At 37.4% G+C, this 26,434-nt stretch carries 28 protein-coding genes and 1 other annotated feature; of the genes, 4 read left to right on the top strand and 24 right to left on the bottom strand.

What is annotated here, in order from left to right; translation table 11 throughout:
• The 3 genes from NSQ40_RS22235 to NSQ40_RS22245 form a co-directional block, all read right to left on the bottom strand.
• Positions 1-924 (bottom strand): O-acetylserine dependent cystathionine beta-synthase, encoded by a 924-nt coding sequence (locus NSQ40_RS22235; protein WP_003200533.1) that lies wholly within the window; start codon positions 922-924, stop codon positions 1-3.
• 82 nt (positions 925-1,006) lie between these two features.
• Positions 1,007-1,702 carry a 5'-methylthioadenosine/S-adenosylhomocysteine nucleosidase gene (gene mtnN / locus NSQ40_RS22240; protein ID WP_003200530.1) on the bottom strand — a complete coding sequence of 232 codons (696 nt, stop codon included), beginning with the start codon at positions 1,700-1,702 and terminating at the stop codon, positions 1,007-1,009.
• A 14-nt stretch (positions 1,703-1,716) separates the two neighbouring features.
• The gene (locus NSQ40_RS22245; protein WP_018765882.1) at positions 1,717-2,355 is read right to left on the bottom strand and encodes a class I SAM-dependent methyltransferase; all 639 of its coding nucleotides are present in this window, start codon (positions 2,353-2,355) and stop codon (positions 1,717-1,719) included.
• A 136-nt stretch (positions 2,356-2,491) separates the two neighbouring features.
• Between NSQ40_RS22245 and NSQ40_RS22250 the strand changes: the two genes are divergently transcribed.
• Entirely contained in the window at positions 2,492-2,707 is a 216-nt protein-coding gene (locus NSQ40_RS22250) for a YrzA family protein (RefSeq protein WP_341286146.1), read from the top strand.
• A gap of 37 nt (positions 2,708-2,744) precedes the next feature.
• On the opposite strand, the gene NSQ40_RS22255 is transcribed toward NSQ40_RS22250, so the two are convergent.
• From NSQ40_RS22255 to NSQ40_RS22320, 14 genes are all read right to left on the bottom strand, one after another.
• The gene (locus tag NSQ40_RS22255) at positions 2,745-3,371 is read right to left on the bottom strand and encodes a YrrS family protein (RefSeq protein WP_003200523.1); all 627 of its coding nucleotides are present in this window, start codon (positions 3,369-3,371) and stop codon (positions 2,745-2,747) included.
• Between the two features lie 116 nt (positions 3,372-3,487).
• Positions 3,488-5,242 carry a peptidoglycan D,D-transpeptidase FtsI family protein gene (locus tag NSQ40_RS22260; RefSeq protein ID WP_026008579.1) on the bottom strand — a complete coding sequence of 585 codons (1,755 nt, stop codon included), beginning with the start codon at positions 5,240-5,242 and terminating at the stop codon, positions 3,488-3,490.
• Between the two features lie 101 nt (positions 5,243-5,343).
• Complete coding sequence (locus NSQ40_RS22265) at positions 5,344-6,051, bottom strand: hypothetical protein (RefSeq protein ID WP_003208576.1); 708 nt, start codon at positions 6,049-6,051, stop codon at positions 5,344-5,346.
• A 276-nt stretch (positions 6,052-6,327) separates the two neighbouring features.
• Positions 6,328-6,804: a transcription elongation factor GreA gene (greA, locus tag NSQ40_RS22270; RefSeq protein ID WP_003208577.1), complete on the bottom strand. Its 477-nt coding sequence runs from the start codon at positions 6,802-6,804 to the stop codon at positions 6,328-6,330.
• A gap of 280 nt (positions 6,805-7,084) precedes the next feature.
• A complete protein-coding gene (gene udk / locus NSQ40_RS22275; protein ID WP_003200515.1) occupies positions 7,085-7,723 on the bottom strand; it encodes a uridine kinase in 639 nt (212 codons plus the stop codon).
• A gap of 17 nt (positions 7,724-7,740) precedes the next feature.
• Positions 7,741-9,021, bottom strand: coding sequence for a peptidase U32 family protein (locus NSQ40_RS22280; RefSeq protein WP_003200513.1), 1,281 nt, complete (start codon positions 9,019-9,021; stop codon positions 7,741-7,743).
• Between the two features lie 18 nt (positions 9,022-9,039).
• Positions 9,040-9,969 carry a peptidase U32 family protein gene (locus NSQ40_RS22285; RefSeq protein ID WP_003200512.1) on the bottom strand — a complete coding sequence of 310 codons (930 nt, stop codon included), beginning with the start codon at positions 9,967-9,969 and terminating at the stop codon, positions 9,040-9,042.
• Between the two features lie 7 nt (positions 9,970-9,976).
• Positions 9,977-10,618, bottom strand: a complete 642-nt coding sequence (locus tag NSQ40_RS22290; RefSeq protein ID WP_003200510.1) for an O-methyltransferase — start codon at positions 10,616-10,618, stop codon at positions 9,977-9,979.
• Positions 10,619-10,833: 215 nt separating this feature from the next.
• On the bottom strand, positions 10,834-11,904 hold the full coding sequence (gene mltG, locus NSQ40_RS22295) for an endolytic transglycosylase MltG (protein ID WP_033796429.1): 1,071 nt from the start codon (positions 11,902-11,904) through the stop codon (positions 10,834-10,836).
• A 221-nt stretch (positions 11,905-12,125) separates the two neighbouring features.
• On the bottom strand, positions 12,126-12,410 hold the full coding sequence (locus NSQ40_RS22300) for a DUF1292 domain-containing protein (RefSeq protein ID WP_003200504.1): 285 nt from the start codon (positions 12,408-12,410) through the stop codon (positions 12,126-12,128).
• A 12-nt stretch (positions 12,411-12,422) separates the two neighbouring features.
• Positions 12,423-12,836: a Holliday junction resolvase RuvX gene (gene ruvX, locus NSQ40_RS22305; protein ID WP_003200502.1), complete on the bottom strand. Its 414-nt coding sequence runs from the start codon at positions 12,834-12,836 to the stop codon at positions 12,423-12,425.
• A 3-nt stretch (positions 12,837-12,839) separates the two neighbouring features.
• Positions 12,840-13,106 (bottom strand): IreB family regulatory phosphoprotein, encoded by a 267-nt coding sequence (locus NSQ40_RS22310; protein ID WP_000348589.1) that lies wholly within the window; start codon positions 13,104-13,106, stop codon positions 12,840-12,842.
• Positions 13,107-13,184: 78 nt separating this feature from the next.
• Entirely contained in the window at positions 13,185-15,827 is a 2,643-nt protein-coding gene (alaS, locus tag NSQ40_RS22315; protein WP_003200499.1) for an alanine--tRNA ligase, read from the bottom strand.
• A gap of 53 nt (positions 15,828-15,880) precedes the next feature.
• Positions 15,881-16,098 (bottom strand) — a binding site (T-box leader).
• A gap of 45 nt (positions 16,099-16,143) precedes the next feature.
• Complete coding sequence (locus NSQ40_RS22320; RefSeq protein WP_170957066.1) at positions 16,144-17,220, bottom strand: AI-2E family transporter; 1,077 nt, start codon at positions 17,218-17,220, stop codon at positions 16,144-16,146.
• A 166-nt stretch (positions 17,221-17,386) separates the two neighbouring features.
• On the opposite strand from NSQ40_RS22320, the gene NSQ40_RS22325 reads away from it, so the two are divergent.
• On the top strand, positions 17,387-17,599 hold the full coding sequence (locus tag NSQ40_RS22325; protein WP_018765889.1) for a hypothetical protein: 213 nt from the start codon (positions 17,387-17,389) through the stop codon (positions 17,597-17,599).
• Positions 17,600-17,645: 46 nt separating this feature from the next.
• Here the strand turns inward: NSQ40_RS22325 and NSQ40_RS22330 are convergent, their stop codons facing one another.
• The 7 genes from NSQ40_RS22330 to cymR form a co-directional block, all read right to left on the bottom strand.
• The gene (locus NSQ40_RS22330; protein ID WP_001102898.1) at positions 17,646-17,774 is read right to left on the bottom strand and encodes a YrzQ family protein; all 129 of its coding nucleotides are present in this window, start codon (positions 17,772-17,774) and stop codon (positions 17,646-17,648) included.
• A 19-nt stretch (positions 17,775-17,793) separates the two neighbouring features.
• Complete coding sequence (locus tag NSQ40_RS22335; RefSeq protein WP_000490499.1) at positions 17,794-17,982, bottom strand: hypothetical protein; 189 nt, start codon at positions 17,980-17,982, stop codon at positions 17,794-17,796.
• Positions 17,983-18,123: 141 nt separating this feature from the next.
• The gene (recD2, locus tag NSQ40_RS22340) at positions 18,124-20,460 is read right to left on the bottom strand and encodes an SF1B family DNA helicase RecD2 (protein ID WP_098715709.1); all 2,337 of its coding nucleotides are present in this window, start codon (positions 20,458-20,460) and stop codon (positions 18,124-18,126) included.
• Positions 20,461-20,562: 102 nt separating this feature from the next.
• A complete protein-coding gene (locus NSQ40_RS22345; RefSeq protein WP_003200488.1) occupies positions 20,563-21,222 on the bottom strand; it encodes a tetratricopeptide repeat protein in 660 nt (219 codons plus the stop codon).
• Between the two features lie 113 nt (positions 21,223-21,335).
• Positions 21,336-22,451, bottom strand: coding sequence for a tRNA 2-thiouridine(34) synthase MnmA (gene mnmA, locus NSQ40_RS22350; protein WP_018782988.1), 1,116 nt, complete (start codon positions 22,449-22,451; stop codon positions 21,336-21,338).
• Between the two features lie 16 nt (positions 22,452-22,467).
• Positions 22,468-23,613 carry a cysteine desulfurase family protein gene (locus NSQ40_RS22355; protein WP_003200486.1) on the bottom strand — a complete coding sequence of 382 codons (1,146 nt, stop codon included), beginning with the start codon at positions 23,611-23,613 and terminating at the stop codon, positions 22,468-22,470.
• A 35-nt stretch (positions 23,614-23,648) separates the two neighbouring features.
• Positions 23,649-24,065: a cysteine metabolism transcriptional regulator CymR gene (gene cymR / locus NSQ40_RS22360; protein WP_000704116.1), complete on the bottom strand. Its 417-nt coding sequence runs from the start codon at positions 24,063-24,065 to the stop codon at positions 23,649-23,651.
• Positions 24,066-24,365: 300 nt separating this feature from the next.
• On the opposite strand from cymR, the gene NSQ40_RS22365 reads away from it, so the two are divergent.
• Complete coding sequence (locus NSQ40_RS22365; RefSeq protein WP_003200484.1) at positions 24,366-25,652, top strand: replication-associated recombination protein A; 1,287 nt, start codon at positions 24,366-24,368, stop codon at positions 25,650-25,652.
• A 37-nt stretch (positions 25,653-25,689) separates the two neighbouring features.
• Complete coding sequence (locus tag NSQ40_RS22370; protein ID WP_098715710.1) at positions 25,690-26,340, top strand: RsfA family transcriptional regulator; 651 nt, start codon at positions 25,690-25,692, stop codon at positions 26,338-26,340.
• The last annotated feature ends 94 nt before the right edge of the window (positions 26,341-26,434 follow it).

A 26,434-nucleotide genomic window follows, 5' to 3' on the forward strand; every position in this document is an offset into this window, starting at 1 on the left:
TTATTCCCACCCTTTGTATATATCTTTACTTAAATAACGCTCACTGCTATCTGGAAAAATCGTTACAATATTTGTACCTGGTTTTGCCTTTTCAGCCTCTAATAGGCTCGCATGAAATGCTGCTCCTGAAGAACTACCAACAAGAAGGCCTTCTTTCTGCGCTAATTCTTTCACACGTCTGAATGCATTTCGATCAGAAATGGTATGAATTTCATCGAAATATGATGATTTTAAAAATGGCGGAATAAATTCAAGACCGATTCCTTCTGTTTCATGTGAACCTGCTTCACCACCATTTAAAATAGATCCTTCTGGTTCTACAATCACCGCTTTAATTTCACGATTTTGTTCTTTTAAATAGGAGGCAGTTCCCATAAATGTACCGCCAGTACCTGCACCTGCTACGAATATGTTAATCTCTCCATCCAACGCTTCCCACAGCTCTGGGCCTAATGTTTTGAAATAGGCACGTGGATTTGCATCATTTGCAAATTGACTTGGAGAGTATGAATTTGGAATTTCTTTTACTAATTCTTTCGCCTTCACAATTGCGCCTGTCATTCCTTGTTCAGTTGGCGTATGCACAACTGTTGCACCAAGTGCTTTCATCAGCTCTTGCTTTTCAATACTGAATTTTTCTGGAACACAAACAATTACATGTAAATCATGCTCTAGTGCTGCGAGTGCCAGTCCAATGCCAGTATTCCCTGCCGTCGGTTCAATAATTGTTCCCCCTGGCTTTACAAGTCCTTTTGCTAGTGCATCTTCAATCAATTCTCTTCCTAAGCGATCTTTCACGCTTCCACCTGGATTATAAAATTCAAGCTTTGCAAATAAACGAACGCCCTCTGGAAGTGAAAAACGAGTAATTTCTACAATCGGTGTATGACCGATTAATTCATGAACTCCACGATACACCTTCATCGTGTTCTCCTCCTTATTTGCCAATAAAGAAAAGGCAACTGTATGTATCTTCTTTATATGAGACAGTTGCCTTTTTGTTACATTACTTTAACTCTTCTAACACTTTTACAATAAAGTTTGTAGAATGAAGAGCTGCTTGATCTAAAAATTGATCAAATGAAACGTTTGATTCTTTACCAGCAATATCAGAAAGTGCACGAATAATTACAAATGGTACTTTGTATTGATGACATACTTGCGCAACCGCTGCTGCTTCCATTTCTACTGCGTAAAGATTTTCAAATTTATCACGGATTGCTGCAACTCGGTTTGGATCACTCATAAATGAATCCCCTGTTGCAATCATTCCTTTCACAACTTGAATGTTCTCTTCGGATTTCATACATTTCTCAGCTAATGCTATTAGTGCTTCATCCGCTTTAAATCCTGGTGGCATCCCTGGCACTTGACCATATTCGTAATCAAATGCAGTTACATCCACGTCATGATGGCGAACTTCTGTTGAGATGACAACATCCCCAACATTTAAAGATTGATGGAATCCACCAGCTGAGCCTGTATTAATTACTTTTTCAGGTTGGTATCTCTCTAATAAAATTGTCGTCGACATAGCCGCATTTACTTTACCAATACCAGACTTTAACAAGATTACTTCATGTCCTGCTAATGTCCCTTTCGTAAATTCACAACCTGCAACGGTTTCTGTTTCTGCTTGTTCTAATTTGTCACGTAAAATACGTACTTCTTCTTCCATTGCTCCAATTACAGCAATTCTCAATCTAATCCCTCTTTCTATTGCTTAGTTGCCTCCATTACCCAAACGAAATGATTTAATCTCGTAAATGTTACATGGAAGCCATTGTTTTCAAAAATAGATTGCATAATCGGAATACGTGTATAGTATTCTGTTTGCAAATCGTTTGCTAACTGATGAAAACCTCTTTGTTTTGCAGTTTCAACAGTTTTATCATACGCTTCTTGATCTGCAAATATCGTATCAGCAAACACTATTTTACCACCTTTATGAAGCAATTGACTATACTTCGCAATTGCTACATCTTTTTCTTCATCTGTTAGATGATGAAACGCATAAGTGCTTACAATTGTATCAATAGAATCGGGAACATCAAAAGAAAGAAAATCTCCCTCTGTAATTGAAAATCCTTCTGGTAGCTTTTGCTTTGCGATTGTACGCATTTCACGTGACGGCTCTATGCCGTAAACAGTATGGCCAACAAGTAATAATTTATTTGTTAAATTACCAGTACCAACACCAAATTCTAATACATTTCCAAATGATTTATTTACTACATCCTCTAAAATCTCCTCATAACGAGCGAAAACTTCTTTATATTGTATATCTTCGCCTTGTACGAATGAATCGTAAGTATGAGCCCACTCATCAAATAAACCGTTAAATTCTGTACCCATATAAAATTCCCCTTTTTCTTATCGGTTTTATCAGTATGATATGCTTTCTTTACGAAAATGTCAATTGAAACGGAAATGGTATTTCCTTCTTTTCTTTGTTACACTTAACTTGATTATATGGAGAGGAGCGTTTTTTGTGTCATTTACGTTTGAAATGCTGGAAGATAAAGTAGAATTTTTTGAAGCACCAAACTTAGTTTCCTTAGAAAAGAAAATTAACGAACAAATTGACAATAACAAAGCACTTATGCTGAAAGTTCATCATATTTCTCATCAAATGGTTATGGATCCCGAGAGCAAAAGACCTTATTACAGCGCAGTTGTTCATTTTAAATTTAAAAAATTACGCTAACTAAAAAAGAGAGAGGTTCTAAGAACCTCTCTCTTTTTTAGTTTAGAGTTTGAACAAGTGCTGGTTTCCAACCCTCATTTTCTACCCAATCAATATTTACATAATATCTTTTACCAGTTTGTTTATCTTGAACATTACCGTACGCTTTTTGCTTACCGTTATTCCCAATGCGGTGAATAACCAATTGTTCCACTGGAACTTCGATTGCAGCGGAAATTGCTTGTTTCATCTCATTCCAATCTGCTGATCCTTGTTGAAATGTCATTGCCGGTGTTGCACCTTGCGTTGTACCAACTGGCTTCCAAGAAGGTTTCGTATAAGCATCTGTTGCTTTAGGCTGTGTTTTTTCAGCTGGGGCCTTTTCATTTGCTTTTGCTTCTTCCTCAGCTTTTTGTTTCTCTTCGTCCTCTTTTTTCTTCGCTGCTGCTTGCTCTTGTTTCTTAGCTTCTTCTTTCTCTTTCGTTTTCTCAGTTTTATTATCTTTCGTTGTTTGCTGAGATACTTTCTTGTCTGGAGAAGATGCTTGCTCTGTTGTATCAGAAGTAAAGAATACTTGATACGCTACAACAAGTACTGCTAATAACACAATAGCAATTGCAATATTTAAAACACCGTTTTGACGACGTTTTTGTTGTTTCTGTTGGAATCTAGATCCTCCTGCCATTCTTCAAACCTCCATGCAGTTTTTCCTACTTGCTATTGTAACACTAAATCTTAAAAGGTTGAATAACTACAGTAATTTTTTCACGAAATGAAAACATTTGATAATAAATTGCAAGATTACCTTCTACTTTCCAAGTGAGCAATCTCTTCTACAAATTCTTTAAAAATCGGTGTTACAGTATTTTGTTCATTATTCGTTTCTAAGTCAACAACTACTAACGCATATCTTGGGTTTTCATACGGAAAGTAACCCGCAAACCAACGATTTACACGATTTCCTTTTCCTGTTTGTGCCGTCCCAGATTTTCCGGCAACAGATAGCGGTAATGACTGAAAAGTAGTACCTGTTCCTTTCTCCATCGTTACTACTTTTCTTAATAGTGATTGCACTTGTTTCACTGTATGATAAGAGAGTTGTCGCCCCTCCAATTTATGATCTTCAAAATGAAAAAATCTTGTGCCATTTTTGTACCGTATTTCTTTTACAGCTTTTACTTCTTTCTTCTCTCCATTTCTTGCAATCGTCGCCATCATATTTGCAACAGCTAAAGGGGATATTCTTACATCCTTTTGCCCAATCGCCGTTTGGGCGATTGCTTTGTGACTCATCTTAGTTTCTTCTTCATTCCAAACAATTGCTTTTTTCTCTTCTATCAACTGTTTAAACCCAGACGTATGAAACACTTGCCCTTTCCATCCTACCTTCTCACTCGCTCCTAGCGCTTCTAAATACGTTTCCATTACATGTTTATCCTTTTGCATCAATTCATCACCAAGCACAGCAAATGTCCTGTTACAACTCCTAGCAAAGCTCTCTGTGAAGCTTAATTTCCCCATCATAACCTGCGGAGTATTTTCGCCATACGGATCTGTATCACAGTTAAACATACGATGAGATTGAATTATATCATTATCAATTGCCGCGGCCGCTACAACTGTTTTAAAAATAGAACCAGGAAAATGAGGCGTTAGCATTTGGTTTTCCATCGTTTTTTGATACGTACGCTTATCATTCGTCTGTAAAGATGGTTTACTCACCATTGCTAAAATTTCACTCTTCTTCACATCAAGTAGTACCAATCCACCGTTTTTTATTCCATGCATTTGCACAAGCTCTTCTGCTTTTTGTTGCAAAGACTTTTCTATCGTTGTTTGAATCGTAACTGGATAAAAAGGATTTCCAGGAGATGTATATTTTGCACGTTTCCCAAAAATCGGTTCGCCCTGTCTGTCCACTTGATACAACACTTTCGTTTCACCATCAGTCATTAAAAATTCATCAAATGATTGTTGAAGTCCTGAAATACCAATCGGTGTTTGAATAGGGAACTTCTTCATTTCCCCGTATCGCTTTTGAATTTCATTCTCGTTTTCTCCTACTGCACCAATTAAATGTTCTGCTTCTGGTATTTGTTTCACCCTTACTTCAGTTGCAACCATGCCTAACATATCCGCACGATTAATCTTTTCCACCTGTTCTTTCGTTAATTGAAACGGTTTATCACCTCTTTGAAATATAAATGGTTTTCGTTTGTCTTTCATTTGCAGATTTATGTCTTGTCCCGGCACACTAATGATATGCGCAATTTTCTCTAACATGTCATTTTTTATTTGTAGAAATGGAAAAATAATTAACACTGAATACTTTTCTTCACCAAGTTCTACTCCATTTCGATCAATAAAACGACCCCTACCATCATCCACTGTAACTGCTTGTGTACGCTGGGTAACACTCTTTTCAATTAAATTTATATGTTTATCTGTAAATGATTCAGTAGATATAAGCTGTATTTGTACCAATCTTCCAAGCAATAGCAACATGATGCATGTAAAGCATAATAAGGTGATGATAATTCTCCGTTTGATTTTCATAAAAAACACCTCGTCTTTTCAGTTTAGACGAGGTGTCATTCCTTTTATACAGAAGGAAATATTATTAGAGTTTGTATTTTTCTTGTATGATTGAATGATTTTTATAAATCTTTTGGCTGCTTTAGAAATTTCATAAGAATTGACCTAAAACTCTCTTCATCTATTCCTGAATTTTTTGCAACCTCAATTGTAGTAGTTGTTACTTGAGCTGCTGCTTTTAAATAATCCGGTTGTAAAGCTTGCATTTCACTTCTTTTTTCTTTTGCATTCTCAACCGTTACAGAATCAATACATGCGATCATCTTGTCTACGATCTTTAAATATTCATTTTCTGCGTTAATTAACTTTTGAATTTCATCTTTATTACTTACTTTAGATTGATTTAAGTAAGTATACGCTTGATTCACTTCATCTTTAAAAAGTTTATCATTATTCTTTGCCTGTTCTTGTAACATATTCTTCATATCATCTATTGTCTTCTGATCCATTGTATCCTGTAACAAATATTCTGGATTACCAATCGCATAATCATACTTAATCGTCACATCCTGAAACATTCTCATTACAATAGCTAACTGATACTCTAGAGCAAAGTCTTCGAATTTCTGTTCCTTTTTATCCTTATCTAATTCCGTGTTCCCCTTTGTATTCGGTGTGCTGTTTGAAGACGAAGTTGCTGCATCATCCTTTTTTTCTTCTTGTTTCGGTTTCGATTCGTTTGATACATTTGTTTTCTCAATAGATCCACATGCCGCTAATCCTGTCATCATAACGCCACAAGTGAGTGCTGCAAATAATTTCTTTTTCATGAACTGCCCCTCTTCCTTATCCCTTTTAAACTCTCTTCACACTTCAAAACATAAAAGTATAAAATTCCTCACTTATAATATCAGAATTAAAGCTCTTACATCGTCATATTATGTCGAATAAAGTGAAAACTCCCTTAAGGATCCTTTCTCTTTTATCGCTCAAACCAAACTATCATGGACGATTATATAGCACTTTTCACTCAGAATCTTGAGAGCAATGGGATAATAAAAGAGAAAAAATAAAAAAGGTTCACCCATATGAGTGAACCTTTTTTATTATTTTACAGAGATAATCTCTACTTGCATTTCTCCGCCTGGCGTTTGGATTGCTACCTTTTCACCAATTTGCTTACCTAATAAGCTTTTTGCGATTGGAGAATCGTTAGAAATTCTTCCCTCAAATGGATCAGCTTCTGCGCTACCAACGATTGTGTAAGCTTCTTCATCTCCATCTGGTAATTCTTTGAATACTACAGTTTTACCTAATGTTACAACTGTAGACTCTTCGCCATTATCTTCAATGATAACTGCGTTACGAATCATATTTTCTAGTTGTGTAATACGTCCTTCTACGAATGCTTGCTCATCTTTCGCTGCATCGTACTCCGAGTTCTCAGAAAGATCACCGAAGCTACGTGCGATTTTAATACGCTCCACAACTTCTTTACGTCTTACTGTTTTTAATTGCTCAATTTCGTTTTCTAATTTTTGTTTACCCTCTTGCGTCATAGGGTATGTTTTTTCTGTTGCCATGTTTTCCACTCCTTTTATATACCAATCCCCCGAAAAAAAGAGGAGTTCAATATGAAAACTCCTCCGCTTTATCCTATAGCGGAGGTTTCTAGTACACATGCACTAGCGGAGTTGTCACATACAACCCCGTATTTTCCAATTCTTCCTCATCTAAAGAAGATATGTATGGAAAGTTCATATAAATATGCCCTCACCTATAGATAGATGAGGTTGGCATGTTTCATTGTATTCGATAGGAAGGGAAAAAATCCCTTCCTATCGTATATCTTTTACTATGCTATTACAAATTCACTTTTTGTTCAAGAATTGTTGCAATTTTTGTGACCATAATATCGATTGCAACATGATTTTGTCCGCCTTCTGGAATAATTATATCCGCAAATTTCTTAGAAGGCTCAATAAATTGGTTGTGCATTGGACGTACAACATTTACATACTGCTCAACAACAGAGTCCATTGTACGGCCACGCTCTTTAATATCACGTTGCATGCGACGTAAAATACGAAGGTCAGCATCCGTATCAACAAACACCTTAATATCCATTAAATCACAAAGACGCGGGTCTTCTAAGATAAGAATCCCTTCTAAAATAATTACATCTTTCGGTTCTACTGGAATAATTTCTTCTGAGCGTGTATGCAATGTATAATCATATACGGGTTTCTCAACCGGCTTATATGCAAGCAACTGATGTAAGTGCTCAATTAATAAGTCATTATCAAACGCTAATGGATGATCGTAATTTGTTTTTAAACGCTCTTCCATTGGCAGATGACTTTGGTCTTTGTAATAATAATCTTGCTCCAAAATTAAAATGGAATGACCTTGAAATTGATCAAAAATTGCTTTTGTTACACTTGTTTTACCTGATCCTGAACCACCAGCGATTCCAATTACAACCGGCTTATTCGTCCCCATTCAACTACCACTCTTTCTTATTGATGTATGCTTTTTCGCATCATATTATTCACATACACTGGTTGATCCACTTTGAATTTCACGATTTGCAACGGATGTCTCGCTGCATCTAATTCGTTTCCATCCTCATCCCAAATTTTCTCCACCGTTTGTGTAAAGTTTTCTATTTCTGGCCCAAAGAACTCAACCTCATGCCCTGGTTTGAAGTAGTTACGTTGTTCGATTGTGACAATGCCTGTTTCTTCATTATAATCTAACACTAAACCAGCAAAATCATACGTTGTTTTCTTACTATGATTTCCATACATTTGTTCTTGGTATCCTGGAACTCCTTCAAAGAATGCAGGCGCTGTATCACGATTTGCACATTTATCGAGCTCATCTAACCATTCTTGTTTAAACTCAAAGTTATCAGGATCCGCGCAATATGCATCAATTACTTTGCGGTACACGGTTGCTACTGTTGCTACGTAGTGAATAGATTTCATGCGTCCTTCAATCTTCAAGCTGTCAATTCCAATTTCAATCATTTTCGGAATTGAAAGGATCAAGTTTAAGTCTTTTGGACTCATTGCAAAGTGTGCATCGCCTTCTTGGAATAAAGGAAGCTCTTCTGCTTCTTTATGTTGTGATACTGCTTGAACTAGGTCATAATCCCAACGACATGACTGACAACAACCACCACGGTTCGAGTCACGTGCTGTCATATGGTTACTTAATGTACATCTTCCAGAGTATGCAATGCACATTGCCCCATGGACGAACGCTTCAATTTCAATATCAACGTTTTCTTTAATTTCCTTCATTTCTTCATAGCCGACTTCACGAGCTAATACAAGACGATGCAAGCCTTCTTCTTTCCAATACTGCGCTGCTTTCCAGTTGGATAGAGACTGTTGTGTACTTAAATGTACTTCAACAGAAGGAGCTACACGTTTACACGTCTCGATAATAAGCGGGTCTGCAACAATAATACCTGTTACACCAGCTTTTTCAATCCCTCTTAAATAATCTTCTAATCCATCCATATTTTCATTATGTGCAAAGATATTTGTTGTTACATATATTTTCGCGCCATATTTCTTTGCAAATTCTACGCCTTCTGCCATTTCTTCTAGCGTAAAGTTCCCTGCATTTGAACGCAGACCAAATTCCTGTCCACCTAAATATACAGCATCTGCACCGTAATGAATAGCTACTTTTAATTTCTCTAAATTACCTGCAGGGATTAACAATTCAGGTTTTTTCACAATAACGCGTTTTCCATCGATTACTCGTGAAATTTCTTGTACAGTCATATCCTACACCCTCCTCGTTTAGTAAACCGTTTCTTTAAAGAAGAATCCTGTATCTAACGGACGATTTACTGGTTGAATTTCTTCTATCTCTTTATATAAATCGTCTTTCATGTCATAATACGCATCGCGATCTTCTACACATAAATCAATAGCTTTACGATATTTCTTTGTCACTTGGATAATGTATTCAGAGCTTTTTAACACACCATCAATTTTCAAGCTATCGATTTCAGCATCGATAAGTTCATCTAACTCATCAATGAAACAAATATCATTCGGACTCATAATATGAGTACCATTTTCGTCCTCATAAATCGGATACTTGTTATTACGCTCTGGATCATGTAAAAACATATTTTCTTCATACTTTTTCTTTTCAATCTCCAGATTACGATCTTGATATTCAAAATAGTTTCCAACTAATGAACGCTTTGATTGGAACATGCATGTCATACCGTGAATTTGTACTTCTACTTCAACTTCAGCGTTTTCTTTTAATTCAACAATTTCATCTAAGCTCAATTCACGTGCAAGCACAGCACGTTTTGCACCTTTACGGCCCCAATAGTTACATGTGAACCAGTTCGTTGCTGTCGTTTCTGTATTCCAATGCATTTGCATGTTTGGTGCTACTTCACGCACAGTCATTAATACTGCAGGATCTCCAAAGACGATTGCATCTACCTGTACTTCTTGCAGGAATGCGACATAGCCTTTTAATTCTTCTACTTTGTCGTTATGGAACATAGCGTTCATCGCTACGTATACTTTCATACCATTTTCATGTGCAATGCTTACAGCTTGTTTCACATCATCACGCGTGAACTCCCCTGCTAAACGTAAGCCAAACTTTTGCTCACCGATCATTACTGCACTTGCCCCTGCTTTTGCAAGAGGTTCAATGTCCGCCACCGCTCTTGGCGTTACTAACAATTCAGGTTTTTTCATACTGTTGTCACCCTCTCTTTTTACTCACGGCTACTCCATCACCAATCGGAAAAATAGTTGTATCATATCCTTCATGGTTCATTAGCCATTCATTGTACGTCTTAATACGACGAATCAAACCACGCGTACGTCTATTTTCAATTTTTTCTTTTGTCGTTACAAGTCCATGGTACATAACATTATCTGAAATAATGACACCCCCCGGATTTAATAACGGTTCATATAAGTCAAAAAAGCGACGATATTGTCCTTTTGCGGCATCAATAAAAATAACATCAAATGTTCCATGTTCATTCACTTGTTCACCTGTTTCTAATGCATCACCATAAATAACGGAAATACGCTCTTTTACAGAAGAACGCTCTATATATTCAAGTGCTTTTTCATATCGATCGCTATTTCGTTCTACTGTCACAATGCGAGAATTAGGGATAGCTTGCATCATACGAATACTGGAGTAACCAATTGCTGTTCCGAGCTCTAAGATGCTTTTTGGCCCAATTAAACGTAAAAATTGCAACATAAACTCCATTCCAAGACGATCCATAATTGGCACATGATGTTCACCTGCGTACTGTTCCATTTCAAGAATAAGTTTATCTTTTGGATCAATAAATGATAATAGGTACTCGTTAACTGCATCCTCCATAAATGGTCCTCCTTATTTACATGGAGAAGTGCCTCTATGACGTGTCAGTTTCTATCTTTTCACACATAGAATGCAATAAAAATACAAGCCAGCTTCACCCTTAGCTTGTACGTCCCGTTTTGATATTAAAAACGATTCTTCTGCCAGTTTTTAACCCGATATATTTTATCATAAAAAAGAGGGATATGCGACCCTTTTCGCTCTCCCTCCTATTTTCATTTCTTTTGTGTAATATATTTTTGTTTTAATGCATTATGTTCTTCTAACGTTTTTGCATAATACACTTCACCACTTGGTGCTGCTAAGAAATAGTAATAATCTGTTTGTGCAGGTTCTAACGCTGCTTGTACTGAATGCTTGCCAGAATTCGCAATTGGTCCAACAGGTAATCCTTTTATAACATACGTATTATACGGTGAATTTACTTTTAAATCCTCATATAATACACGTTCTTTATGCTTTCCAAGCGCATATAATACTGTCGGATCTGTTTGTAACGGCATCCCTTTTGCTAAACGATTATAAAAGACGCTAGAGATCTTTTGACGATCTGTAAACCCTGTCGCCTCTTCCTCAATTAAAGAAGATAATGTTAAAAGCTGGTGAACGTCCAGCTGCTTTTCTTTCATTTTCGCCTCATTTTGAACAATTAATGCATTCGTTTTTTCAAGCATTGACGTCACAATTTCTTCCAATGTTGTATCTTTTTTATAGAAAGAATATGTCGCTGGGTATAAGTAGCCTTCTAACGTATATTTAATATTGGCATCAAAAATTTTATTTGTTAATAATATCGGATATTTTTGCTGCATTTTTTGAATAAAAGCCTTATCGTTTAATTGGCGCACAACATCATCTTTATTCCATTTCAGTTCCTTTGCAATTATATCTGCGATTTCAACAACTTGTGCACCTTCTTTAATCGTCAATTTATAAGCAACTGGACGATGGACATTACCCGATGACATTTGTTCCATTACATCATCTACATTCATTGACGAATTTAACAAATATGTACCTGCCTGCAAATTTTTAGATTTAGCTTTTGCATAGAAGCTAAATACTGTACCGTTTTTAATAGCGCCTTTTTCTTCTAAAATCTCTCCGATTTTACTTGTAGATGAACCTTTTGGAATCTCTACTTCAATTTCTTTTTTATTCCCGCTATCAACTGGTTTTAACGCAGATGAAATATACGCATAGACTGACACGCAGACCACAAGTAGTGCAATAACCACTATTAAAAGTGTGTGTCTACGCTTCTTCTTCACTTGATTCTCTATCAAAGTTCTTCCTCCTTATTCCATTGTAGACCATATGTACATCCTCTATACAATGCCCTACAAACCCAAAGCAAAGCTCATTCATTTGCAGATAGTTTTTTATTTTATACAATCCGTCTCATTATACTACAAACAATTATGTAGTTTCGACAAAAAATCTGTCATTTTGCACGAGAATACAAAAAAAGATGGACTGCATGTACAGCCCATCTTCTTCACCTGAATTACGCTTCGCCCTCTTCTTCTTCAGCAAGTGTGTTAAACATTTCTTGTACCATTTCCCACTCTTCTTCAGATTCGATTGGAAGTAATGTTCCACCTGACTCTTCTTCGTTTTGTTCGAAAGCCATTGCATCATAAATTTGTTCGCCATCTTCGTCAACTTCACCAATCGGAGAAAAGACTACATAAGATTTTTTCCCGAATTTTTCAGCATCGAAAGTGAAAATAATTTCACATAAATGCTCGTTACCTTTTTCGTCTACAATTGTAATTTGATTTTCTTCCATTCTGGTCACCTCTTATTTACTATCTAAATATCCTTGCAAAATCACGACTGCAGCCATCTTATCGATCACTTGCTTTCGCTTCTTTCGACTTACATCAGCCGAAATAAGAAGACGTTCCGCTGCCATCGTTGACAGACGCTCGTCCCACATCATGACGTCTAATTGTAACAGTTCACGTAAGGATTGTGCAAATTGCTGGCAAGCCTCACCACGTGGTCCGATTGTACCATTCATGTTCTTTGGCAATCCTACTATTATCTTGTCCACATTGTACTGTTTTACTAACTCAGAAATACGATCAAAACCAAATTGACCTCGTTCTTCGTTAATTTTAATCGTTTCTAAACCTTGTGCTGTCCAGCCCATTTCGTCACTAATCGCAACGCCGACTGTTTTTGTACCAACATCTAAACCTAATATCCGCATAAACTACTCCTCACGATGTTGTTTCAAATAAGACTTCACAAGCTCTTCAATCAATTCATCACGTTCTAACTTGCGAATAATGCTTCGTGCATCTTTATGACGAGGTATGTATGCTGGGTCTCCACTTAATAAATAACCGACGATTTGGTTAATCGGATTATAGCCTTTTTCTTGAAGTGCATCATACACAGTTAAAAGTACATCGTTTACATGGACACTCTGTTTTTCATCTTGAAAGTTAAACTTCATTGTTTTATCAAAACCGTCCATTTTAAGCACCTCACTTATAAGTAGTAAGTATAGGGAGAAGAATCTCTCCTCTCCCTACTATTGTACACTACTATCTCTTTATTTTGAAACAGATTTAACGTACTCTTCTACAAATGCAAGTGCATCATCCACTTGCGCTGGGTTTTTACCACCTGCTTGAGCCATGTCAGGACGGCCGCCACCGCCACCGCCGCAGCGAGAAGCAACTTCTTTCACAAGTTTACCTGCATGGTAACCTTGATTGATTAAATCTTTCGTTACACCTGCTAGAATATTTACTTTATCCTCATTTACAGCTGCTAATACAACGACTGCAGACTCTAATTTATTTTTCAGGTCATCCATCATTGTACGTAAGTTATTCATATCTGCAACATTTACTTTTGTTGCTAATACATTTACTCCATCCACTGTAACAACTGAATCTGTTAAGTTTCCAGCTTCAATGTTACTTAATTTTGCAGCAAGAGATTCATTCTCTTTTTGAAGTTGTTTCACTTCAGTAAATAGACCGTCTACTCTTGTTAAAATATCTTTCGGATTTGTTTTCATTTTGCCTGCAGCTTCTTTTAATAAACTTACTTGATCGTTCATTAATTCGTATGCAGATTTACCAGTCACTGCCTCAATACGACGAGTTCCAGCACCGATACCAGACTCAGCAACAATTTTGAAAATACCGATAGATGCTGTGTTATCAACGTGACAACCACCGCAAAGTTCTAAGCTATAATCGCCTACTTGGACAACACGTACAACATCTCCGTATTTTTCACCGAATAATGCCATTGCACCCATTTCTTTTGCTTCTTCAATTGCTTTTTGAGAAATCTCAACATCAATACTTTCCCAAATTTTTTCGTTTACAATACGCTCAATTTTTTCTAATTCGTCAGCTTGTACTTGACCGAAGTGAGAGAAGTCAAAGCGTAGACGTTCTGATGTTACAAGAGAACCAGCTTGGTTAACATGTGTTCCAAGTACATCTTTTAATGCTTGGTGTAAAATATGCGTTGCTGTATGGTTTTTCACAACACTGCTACGGTTCTTCGTATCAATAATAGCTTTTACAGCTGATTCTTTTGTTAACGTTCCTTCTTCCACAACTATTTTGTGTAAGCTTTGACCATTTGGTGCTTTTTGTACGTCTTTTACAAGAACTTTCACACCGTCAGCAAGAAGATAACCGCGGTCTGCGATTTGTCCGCCACTCTCAGCATAGAATGGTGTTACATCAAGCATTAATTGTCCTTCTTCGCCTGCTTGTAAGCTATCTGTGTACTCGCCATTTTTCACAAGTGCAACAACATTACTTTCTGTCGCAACTGTACCATAACCAACGAATTCACTCGCTACTTTAATTTCTCCAAGTACGCCGCCTTGAACTTGCATAGAATCAACGTCTTGACGAGCTGCACGTGCACGTTCACGTTGTTTTTCCATCTCTGCTTCAAAACCTGTATGATCAACCGTCATACCAGCTTCTTCTGCATATTCTTCTGTTAATTCAATTGGGAAACCATATGTGTCATATAGACGGAACGCATCTACTCCAGAAATAGCAGTCGTTTTTTCTTCTTTTGCTTTTGCAATAACCTCTGCTAAAATTGCTTCTCCATCATGAAGTGTTTCATGGAAACGCTCTTCTTCATTTTTCACAACTTTTGCAATAAAGTCTTTCTTTTCAAGAACTTCTGGATAGAAGTCTTTCATTACTTCGCCAACAACCGGTACTAATTCAAACATGAATGGACGGTTAATGTTTAATTTCTTCGCATAACGTACAGCACGGCGTAATAAACGACGTAATACATAGCCACGTCCTTCGTTAGAAGGAAGAGCTCCATCACCAACAGCAAATGTTACTGTACGGATATGGTCTGCAATTACTTTAAACGCCATATCTTTTTCTACATCGCCACCGCGATATTTCTCACCAGAAATTGATTCTGTTGCACCAATCATTGGCATAAATAGGTCTGTATCAAAGTTTGTAGGTACATCTTGAACGATAGATGTCATGCGCTCTAGACCCATCCCTGTATCGATGTTTTTCTTTGGAAGTGGCGTATATGAGCCATCCGGATTATGGTTAAATTGAGAGAATACAAGGTTCCATACTTCTAAGTAACGTTCGTTTTCTCCACCCGGATACAACTCAGGATCGCTAAAATCGTTACCGTAAGCTTCACCGCGGTCATAGAAAATTTCTGTGTTCGGTCCACTTGGTCCTTCACCAATATCCCAGAAGTTTTCTTCTAAACGAATGATGCGCTCTTTCGGAACACCCATTTTCTCATTCCAAATTGTAAATGCTTCTTCATCTTCTGGATGGATTGTTACAGATAGTAACTCTTTATCGAATCCAATCCATTTGTCGCTCGTTAAAAATTCCCAAGCCCATGTAATTGCTTCTTCTTTAAAGTAGTCACCAATTGAGAAGTTTCCTAACATTTCAAAGAATGTATGGTGACGAGCTGTTTTCCCAACGTTTTCAATATCGTTTGTACGAATTGATTTTTGCGCATTTGTAATACGTGGGTTTTGCGGGATTACACGACCATCAAAGTATTTCTTTAATGTCGCTACACCACTGTTGATCCATAAAAGAGATGGATCCTCATGCGGAACTAATGATGCACTTGGTTCAATTGCATGCCCTTTTTCCTCGAAAAAGTCTAAAAACATTTGACGAATTTGTGCTCCTGTTAACTGTTTCATCTATATTTCCTCCTTTAAGAAATTTCATAAAAACAAAAAACTCCCGTCCCTATAAAAGGGACGAGAGTTAACTCGCGATACCACCCTAATTATGAACCGATTTATACATTCTCGATTCATCACCTCATGGTGCCGTAACGTGGCAAGACGGCAGGGATTAGCTGCTCTCAGGATTAGCGTTCTGTCACCCTTCATTTAAAACTTCTTTCAGCCGATGGAAGTTTCTCTCTAAAAATGGACTGTGACATACTCGTTCCGTCATCAATTTAAAATCATATGCTATATGCCAAAATTGTAGCGAATCCGTTTCCATTTGTCAATGTTTCCAGAGTGGCTTTATATGAACAATGACGGTTCGAATCACCGCCAAAATAGGAACTGCTATTAAAAGACCGACGATTCCACCTATTTCTCCCCCAATCAGAAGAGCAAGCATAATAATAACAGGATGCATACGTAACGACTTCCCAACAATATATGGGGAGAGAATGTTACTTTCAACAAATTGTAAAATGGCAAGTGCAATGCCCGCTTTAATAAAAAGGTTCGTGGATACGGTTGCCGCAATCATCAACGTCGGAATCGCTCCTAAAATTGGTCCAAAGTAAGGAATAATATCGGTAACTCCAACAATAATGCCTAATAACAGTGGGTACTTCATCCCAATAAACCAAAATGAAAGAGCGGACACTCCTCCTAAAACTAAACAAACAAATAATTGCCCTCGAATATAACTTCCAAGTGACTTATCGATCTCCTTCGCCAATACTTGTCCTGTACTACGCCATTTACTCGGAACAAGCTTCCAAAAAACGTGATAAAACTCTCCATAGTCTTTTAATATGTAAAATACAATGAAAGGAATCAAGAAAATGATGAGTAATGAATCCAGTACACCACGCGCTGTACTCATCACCTTATTTAAAAGTGCTTGTATCTTCATCTCAATGCCGACAAATATTTGCTTTACTTTCTCATGAATAAACGATGGGAAATTGTCTGTCTGTTCTGTCACACCGTCCATCCAAGAATCATACATTTTCATAAACTGTGGGAATTGCTTATTGATTTCTTGTAGCTGCGCAATCACAACCGGTGTCCCTTTATAAATTCCATAACCGAGACCACCAAAAAAGAGAATATAAATAAGCAAAATCGCAAGTGTACGTGGCATTCCCTCTTTATATAATTTTTCAATTAAAGGATGCAGTAAATACGCGATGAAACAAGCAATTAAAAATGGTGTAATTGCTACTTTAAACACGAATATGATTGGCGCCCATAGTGGTTTAATTTTTAAAAAGACGAGCAAACATAAAAACACTAATAACAATAACCCTAATCGATAGATCCAAATAATTTTAAGATTCTTCAAGCGAAAAACCTCCTCCATCCTTATTTTGAAAAGAAATAGAGAAGGTTATGTGTAAAACTTTTAAAAAATTACTGGACTAAAATATTTCCATACAGACCATACTGTTTTTAAAAAAACTTACATATATTTAACATCATACGGACAAGCACTTAGGTCAGCTCGCAAATATGTGAGGAGGAATAAAATGGTTTGGCTTATGTTAATTCTTTCAACACTTTTCATGATACTAGAATGGATCTGTATTGGCTTTGGTATTTGGAAGGGACTCTTCACGCGTTCAACACGAAAAGAACGTGCGAAACAGCTGTGGTATTACGGAGTTCTTGGTATTGGATGTTACGGACTTTCTTATCTTTTTTCTGAAATTGGACTTTTTTATTTATATACGAGCACATGAAAAAACTCCCTGAGAATGAAGGGAGTTTTTCACTTTATAGAAATGATTATAAATAAGACTTAATCATTTTGCGTGCTCTTTTCATATTACGTTTGGAAAACACATCTTGTTTACGTGCATATTGATATGCCGCAGCTCCAATACCTAATGCGATTAATGAATTGCGTACGTTCAAAGTAAATCCCCCTTTTTGACTATCCGATGGTTCGTTCATTCTCATCAAATAAATCATCAAGAGAACTAAGCGATCCATCTTCTTCTACTTGATGCGTATGGATTTTCCCCTTTGAAACCGATAATTCAATATAACAATTCCAGCAATAAAATTGGTTGACACCTATTTTTCCAATGTCTTTCCCTTTGCAATTTGGACAACTGAACATATGGCTTTCATCTCCTTACAGTCTCCCAGATTCTATTCGCCATTATGTCCAAACTGCACTCATTTATACATACTAGAACTGCCTTACACTTTCAAAATAACGCTCTCTATATTGAAAGTTTCACTATATAATTTCACCTTGCTACATAAAATCATACGGTGAAATGTTTTCCACATCCATCTCCTGGCCATCAATCGTAACCATTTGCACTTCCCCTTTTGATTCCTGCAAGCGACCAGCTAACGTTGTTTGCCGCATGGAATCATCAAGACGATTCACACCAGATTGAAAGGCTGATTCTTCTCCGCAAATAATTAGAAACTTTTTACTTCTCGTAATACCTGTATAAATTAAATTACGGCGTAACATGCGGTAATAACTCTTTACAATCGGCATAATTACAATTGGAAATTCACTTCCTTGTGACTTATGAATTGAACAACAATACGCATGTGTAATTTGATTTAAATCTGGCTTTATATACGTTACTTCAATCCCATCGAACGAAACAACAACCATATCTTGTTTCTCCACATTTTCCTTTGCATAAAATACAGAAACAATTTCTCCAATGTCACCATTAAACACTTGGCTTTCTGGTTGATTTACGAGCTGCAATACTTTATCACCCGTTCGATACACAACATCACCGTAGGCAATTTCTCTACTCTTTTCTTTCTTCGGATTAAATACTTCTTGGAGTGCCTCATTTAGCACATTAATACCTGCCGGACCGCGATACATAGGCGCTAACACTTGGACATCTCTTGCATTAAACCCTTTCGTCTTCGCGTTTTCACATACTTGTTTTACAACCTCAACAATTTGAGCACCTGAGCAACCAATAAACGAACGATCTTTTTTATTTTGTGCTAAGTCTGGTGGCAGCGTACCATTTTTTATCGCATGGGCAAGCCGAATAACGGATGACCCTTCTGCTTGACGGTAAATCTCTGTTAACTTCACTGTCGGAATTGCACCAGCATCTAATAAATCTTTCAACACTTGTCCAGGCCCTACAGAAGGTAATTGATCTTCATCACCTACAACAATTACTTGAATGTTTGTTGGTAATGATTTAAACAATTGATTTGCGAGCCAAATATCAACCATTGAAAACTCATCAATGATAAGTAACTTTCCTTGTACAGGGTCCGTTTCATTACGCTGGAAAGATCCTTCTGGCGTCCAACCAAGTAAGCGGTGAATCGTACAAGCAGGAAGCCCTGTTGACTCACTCATCCGCTTCGCAGCGCGGCCTGTCGGAGCTGTTAACAGAATCGGAAACGGATTATCATCACTGTAATCTTGCGGGCTTAATGATAAACCATGCAAGGAAGCATACATTTCGACAATTCCTTTAATAACGGTCGTCTTCCCTGTACCAGGTCCGCCGGTTAATAACATCATCGGCTTATGAAGCGCAGTTTGAATTGCCTCTTGTTGAAACGGTGCATACTGTACTTTTAGCTGCTCTTCAATTTCCCCTAACGTTAATAATACTTCCGCTTCAGGAAATGAAGGCGTCTCTTCTTGGTTCATGAGACGGCGGATTGATTTGACAACGCCCTTTTCGGAATAGAATAACGAAGCTAAATAAATGCGGTCTTCTTCTATAATGATTTTCCCTTCACCTTGCATCATTTCAACGCATTGCAAAATATCTTCTTCCGTCACATTACCCTCTTGATTATTTAAAAGCGATACGGTTTCTCGAACTAGTTGACCCTTTTCCATAAACACATGACCTTCTTGGAGCGAAACATTTTCTAACGTATAGAAACATCCTGCTCTCACACGATCATTATGGTTACCAGATATCCCTAGCGCTCGTCCTATATCGTCAGCTCTTCCAAAACCGATGCCATCGACTTCTTCAATCAACTGATATGGATTATTTCGAATCACTTCAAGCGTCATTTCTTTATACTGCTGATAAATCTTAATCGAGAGCTTCGTTCCAAAACCATAACCATTTAAAAAGCTCATGACCTTTTCAAGCCCTTGGTGTTCAATAATTGTGTCATAAATTTCTTGCGCTTTCTGCTTGTTTACAACACCTTCTAATGCAGCAGGGTCGTCCATAATTTTAGAAATCGCATGTTCTCCGAGATGATCAACAATCTTTTCTGCTGTTCGCTTCCCAATTCCTTTAAATAAATCACTCGCTAAATATTGCACCATACCTGTTTTTGTTTGAGGTAATTCTTTTTTAAATGTTTCAACTAAGTATTGCTTTCCGTACTTTGGGTGGTCTTTAAAGTGACCTGTCAATGTAAATACTTCATCTTCATGCATACGGGGAAAGTGACCGTTGATCATCACTTTTTTTTCGTCGTATGTTTCATTTGTTTCAATGATTTTCATACTGACAACGGAATAGAGGTTTTCTTCGTTGTGGAAAATGGTATGAAGAACTTGTGCTTTTATAAATTTTTGCTCTTCCTCAAACAAATCCATTGCATGTTGATTTCCCATGTTTCCTCTCCTTTCCGATTTCTCTCACTCTAACGAGCAGTAAAGCCCCCACCTCTCTACTTATCATTAGATGAGGGGTAACTGCGCGTTAAGGTACGATTTCTATTCGGCTTCTTGCTCTAATAAACGAATGCCATTCCCTGCTAAAAAGTGATCTGGTTGAATTTCAGTCGCCTTCTTAAATAAAGCAAGTGCTTTCTCATTATTTTCCTCAAACACGTACGCAACACCTAAATTATAGTACGCATCTGCATGTTCTTCATCCATTTGTAAAACCTTTTCAAAATAAGGTTTCGCTTCCTGAATATGTTCTAGTCGTGCAAAGCATAATCCGCATTGGAATACCGCTTCTACATCTGCCCTATCTAATTCAGTTGCTCTTTGTAAAAATGGCAGTGCAAGACGATCATTTCCAAGCTGTACATACGTAATCCCTAGCATAAATGTCACATCAGCTGATTGTAATCCAGCTTGCATTGCTTGCTCAAATGCAGCTTTTGCTTCTGTAAATTGCTCTTGTCCATAATATATGCTTCCAAGTCCATAATAGGCAGTAGCTGATTTCCCATCTAGTTCTAATGCGCGTTTATAAAATAAAATCGCACGTTCGCTATCTCCTAACACATCTAATAAATTCGCAAAGTTAATGTATCCAAGTGCATCTTTCGGATTTTCTTCAATTGCCTCTGTAAAATTTTTAGCTGCTTCTTCCCAGTTTCCTTCTTGCATATATTGAATGCCTGCTTCAAGCTTATTTGACATGTTCTTCACCTCTACAACAAATTATAACAAATAATCTATTTTCCAAGCGAACAAAAATTCGCTGTTATGAAAAAGAAACCTCTAACCGCTAATCGGCAGAGGCTTCTCGTTTTTCATCCTAAATAGTCTAGTTTCTTACCACTACGGTATACTTCATCAATTGTAGCACCGCCTAAGCATTCATCTCCATCATAGAAAACAACTGCTTGTCCTGGCGTAATCGCACGAATTGGTTCATCGCAAAGAATACGAACTGTATTATCATCAACGATTTGAACCGTTACCTTGTTATCCTCTTGACGATAACGGAATTTCGCTGTGCACTTAAATTCCTTTTCTTTCGCTCTGTTGCTTACCCAACCTATATTCGTAGCAATGACTTCATCACCATATAAAAGCTCATTGTGGAATCCTTGATCAACATATAAAATATTTTCTTTCAAGTTTTTCCCAACAGCGAACCAAGGATCACCATTACCACCAATACCAAGACCATGACGTTGTCCAATTGTATAGTACATTAAACCGTCATGTTTCCCTTTCACTTCGCCAGATAGTGTTTGCATCACACCTGGCTGAGCTGGTAAGTAGTTACTTAAGAAATCTTTAAAGTTACGCTCACCAATAAAGCAGATACCTGTGCTATCTTTTTTCGTCGCTGTTGCTAAACCAGCTTCTTTTGCCATTTCACGAATTTGTGGTTTCTTTAATTCGCCTAACGGGAACATTGTTTTTGATAGTTGCTCTTGGCTTAATTGATTTAAGAAATATGTTTGATCCTTATTATCATCAACACCGCGTAGCATTTTATATTCGCCATCGATATAAGCAACACGTGCATAATGACCTGTCGCTACATAATCGGCACCAAGCGCAATCGCATGTTCTAAAAAGGCTTTAAATTTAATTTCTTTGTTACACATTACATCTGGGTTTGGCGTACGACCAGCTCGGTACTCATCTAAAAAGTACGTAAATACTTTATCCCAATATTGTTTTTCAAAGTTTACTGCATAATAGGGGATACCGATTTGATTGCACACTTCGATTACATCATTGTAATCTTCCGTTGCTGTACAAAAACCATTCTCGTCTGTATCATCCCAGTTTTTCATAAAAATCCCGATTACATCATAACCTTGCTCTTTTAATAAAAGAGCTGCTACAGATGAATCGACGCCACCGGACATCCCAATGACAACGCGCGTTTCGTGAGGTAGTTTGTTCATCATGTCACCTCCCATGCTATTTTTGTGTTAATCGCTTCACGATTTTCACTGTTTCATACGCTGCTTTTTCCACTTGTTCTTTCGTATTACCAAGACCAAAGCTAAAACGTACGGATGAACGTATTTGATCGGAATCTTTTCCAAACATCGCCACTAACACATGCGATGGGTCAATAGAACCAGCTGTACATGCAGAACCACTTGATACTGCAATACCTGCTAAGTCTAAGTTTACAAGAAACGGCTCAATATCCATTCCTGTGAAACTTACATTAAACACATGTGGTAAGCGATATTCTAAGTTTCCGTTTACCTCGAAAGTAATGTCTTCTTTTTGAAAGACAGATACCATTATATCTTTAAATCCTTCATATTGGGCAATTTTTTGCTCACGCGTTGATTCTGCCAACTTAACAGCTTGCTCTAGCCCAACGATGCTAGGTACATTCTCAGTACCTGCACGACGTTTTCGCTCTTGCTCCCCGCCCGTTAATAACGGTTCAAACTTCACTTGCGCGCTAGCATATAAAAAACCTACACCTTTTGGACCATTAATTTTATGAGATGAGATTGATAATAAATCAATGCCTAACTCTTTCACATCAATTGCTGTTAAACCGTAGGCTTGTACAGCATCCGTGTGAAAATAAGCGTGATGTTCTTTTAACAGTTCTCCAATTTCTGCAATCGGTTGAACCGTTCCAACTTCATTATTTCCAAACATAACAGATACGAGAATCGTTTCATCTGTTAACGCCTCTTTTACATCAGAAACTTGAACACGACCTGTTTCATCAACCGGTAAATACGTCACCTCAAAGCCTTCTCGCTCTAACGCTTCACATGTATGCAAAATAGCGTGATGTTCAATCTGCGTCGTAATAATATGATTTCCTTTATTGCGGTTTGCACGTGCCACACCTAAAAGTGCTAAATTATCAGCCTCCGTACCACCGCTTGTAAAAATAATTTCATTTGGATTTGCATGAATGCTACGTGCACAAACACGTCTTGCTTCATCTACAGCATGGCGCGTTTGGCGCCCATAAAAATGAATACTAGACGGATTACCAAATATTTCCGTCATATATGGAATCATCTTTTCGACTACTTCTGGGTGAGCCGGAGATGTCGCAGCATGATCTAAGTAAATGCGTTCCATCAGATCTCCTTCTTTCCAAATCGTTTCACAAGGAATTAAATGTAAAACATATAACCCCCATGATTCTCTTCCTCATAACGTACTAAATCTTCTAGAGTTGTACTATCTAATACTTCTTGTACTGCATCACGAACACGCATCCACAACTGGCGTTGTGCTGGTTCTTCCTCTTCTATCATTTCAACAACGCTAATTGGGCCTTCTAAAACACGAATTACATCGCCAGCCGTAATATTAGCTGGTTGGTCAGATAATACATAACCACCATATGCACCACGCGTACTTTTTACAAGACGAGCGTTACGAAGTGGAGAGATTAATTGCTCTAAGTAATGTTCAGATAGGTCATGCGCTTGCGCAATTGATTTTAAAGAAATTGGACCCTCACCAAACTTCTTCGCAAGATCAATCATAATTGTTAAGCCGTAACGGCCTTTCGTTGAAATTTTCATCTATTTCGCACCTCTTTTCAAAATTTCACTTCTATTAGTTAAATCTTTATTCGTAAGAAGAACACAATTTTAAAATCAAAATCCTATGAAATTATAGCATAATATAGTATTATAAGAAATTTCAACTTATGTATCAAAATGATAACATAAAATCACATTGAAAAACTCGGTAATTATTACAATAAAGAGAAGAATGAAAAAATTAAGTAGAATTACTTATAAATACAGTAGTATATTTCAATTTTCCATAAAAAAGATGATACCATAGAATATGATTACATATTAAGGGAGACGGTCATAATGAAACAACCACTCGCACACCGAATGCGTCCGACAAATATTAAAGAAATAATTGGTCAAGAGCATTTAGTTGGTGAAGGGAAAATTTTATGGCGAATGGTTCAGGCAAACCATTTCCAATCGATGATTTTATACGGTCCACCCGGAACTGGAAAAACATCGATTGCTAGTGCAATTGCCGGCAGTACAGGGACGCCCTTTCGCCTATTAAATGCTGTTACTCATAATAAAAAAGACATGGAAGTTGTCGTGCAGGAAGCAAAGATGCACCGCCACCTTGTTTTAATTTTAGATGAAGTTCACCGCTTAGATAAAGCAAAACAAGACTTCTTATTACCTCACTTAGAAAGCGGGCTTCTGACCTTAATTGGCGCAACAACAAGTAATCCATTCCATGCGATTAACTCTGCCATTCGTAGCCGATGTCAAATCTTTGAACTACACGCACTAACAGAAAATGATATTTTAATCGGCTTAAAACGAGCGCTTGAAGATAAAGAAAAAGGTTTAGGTGAATATCATGTAACTGTTACAGATGAAGCAATGCGTCACTTTGCAAATGCCTCTGGCGGAGATATGCGATCGGCTTATAACGCACTTGAACTTGCTGTTTTATCTAGCTTTACAACAGATGATCAATCAACCGAAATCACATTAGAAATTGCTGAAGAATGTTTACAGAAAAAGAGTTTTGTTCACGACAAAGGCGGAGATGCTCATTATGATGTCCTATCTGCCTTTCAAAAATCAGTTCGCGGAAGCGATGTGAACGCTGCACTTCATTATTTAGCGCGCCTTATTGAAGCTGGTGACTTACAAAGTATCGGGAGACGTCTTCTTATTATGGCATATGAAGATATTGGACTGGCTAGCCCGCAAGCAGGTCCCCGTACACTTGCTGCGATTGAGTCGGCAGAACGTGTTGGTTTTCCAGAAGCTCGCATTCCGCTTGCCAATGCAGTTATCGAACTTTGTCTTTCTCCAAAATCAAATTCAGCATACAAGGCACTTGATGCAGCACTTCACGACTTGCGAAACGGACAAACTGGCGATATCCCAAGTCATTTAAAAGATAGTCACTATAAAGGTGCTGAATCATTAGGTAGAGGTATTGGATACTTATATCCACATGATTATCCAAATGGATGGGTACAGCAGCAATACTTACCAGATAAAATAAAAAACAGGCAATATTATAAGCCGAAAACAACGGGGAAATTCGAACAAGCACTTTCAGGCGTATATGAAAGATTGCAAAGTTCGCATAAAAGCAAACCAAAAGGGTAATCTAAGCGAAAACGACATGATAATGGAGGTTTCGCTTATGAAAACGCGCCAAGATGCATGGACAAGAGAAGACGATCTCCTTTTAGCAGAAACCGTTTTACGACATATTCGCAGTGGAAGTACTCAGCTGAAAGCGTTCGATGAAGTTGGAGACAAATTAAACCGGACTTCAGCTGCTTGTGGTTTTCGCTGGAATGCTGAAGTCAGACAAAATTATGAGGATGCTGTACAGCTCGCTAAGAAGCAAAGAAAAGAGTTAAAGCGTTCGGAAGCAAATGTAGAAAAAGAGCAACTATTAAAGCTACAACCAAAACAAAAAGTCGTAATTGATGCTGATTTTTCCGAAGCAATCGTTTCTAATAAACATTCTCTTACAATGCAAGATGTAATCTCATTCTTGCAAAACCTAGGGCATAATAATCCTCACTTAGAAAAGATACAAATTGAAAATGAAGACTTGCATACAAAGCTTGCCTCCTTACAAAAAACAAACGATGAACTAGAAGTCAAACTAGCATCTTTAACGAAAAAACAACAAGCAATCGAAGAAGATTATGCGATGCTTGTTAGAATTATGGACCGTGCCCGGAAGCTTGTATTAGTAGATGAACAGCAAGATCAAATTGCACCTATTTTTAAAACGGATCAAAACGGGAATTTAGATATTATATATTCGGCAGAAAATTAAAATACTCTAAAGCAACAGGAAATATATTACTTTTATGCTATTATAAACATAACAAGACTTGTTACTGAAAGGAGAGGTTATCTATTTCAGTAAC

It is taken from the genome of Bacillus sp. FSL K6-6038, from assembly GCF_038050455.1.
GTDB lineage: Bacteria > Bacillota > Bacilli > Bacillales > Bacillaceae_G > Bacillus_A > Bacillus_A pseudomycoides.